Consider the following 511-nt stretch of genomic DNA (forward strand, 5'->3'; position numbering starts at 1 on the left):
TTATAGCAAGAGCTACAGCTGTAAATGAAGAGGTGGTGGACTTTGATGGTTTTGACGATGTGCCTTCTACTCACTGGGCGCAAGAAGAGATAAATCGTTTAGTGCGTTTAGGTTTTATTGATGAAGCTGACTATGCTAGTGGGTTAGCTCCTGACGATAGTCAAACTAGGTATGAAATGACAAAGTGGCTAGTGGATGGATTGAAACAAGCGGAGGAAAGCTTTATTCAAGCTTTTGAAGATACGAAAGGGACATTAGTACCGTTTACGGAGTATTACAAAGAAGGGATTCCAGAAGAGAAGATCCCTTATTTAGCCGTGGCAAAAGGAAGTAAATTGGTGTCAGGTTTCCCGGATGGAAGCTTTGGTTTGGACAAGACAACGACAAGAGCAGAAGTCGTGGCATTGCTTTACAACTATTTGGACATTGAAGGAACAGGTGCAGAAACATATCCTTGGTTAGATGAGTTGAGAGAAGTAGGAACGACAGGGACAAACTTACTTTCTATGAC

Annotated in this window: 1 protein-coding gene; it reads left to right on the forward strand. The window is 42.1% G+C overall.

Going from position 1 to position 511, the window contains the following annotated elements; translation table 11 throughout:
* A partial coding sequence (locus D1Z92_RS17145) for an S-layer homology domain-containing protein (protein WP_164931708.1) occupies window positions 1–511 on the forward strand: 511 nt, incomplete at both ends.

The organism is Longirhabdus pacifica (assembly GCF_004115085.1).
In the GTDB taxonomy this organism is placed as follows: domain Bacteria; phylum Bacillota; class Bacilli; order Paenibacillales; family DSM-105158; genus Longirhabdus; species Longirhabdus pacifica.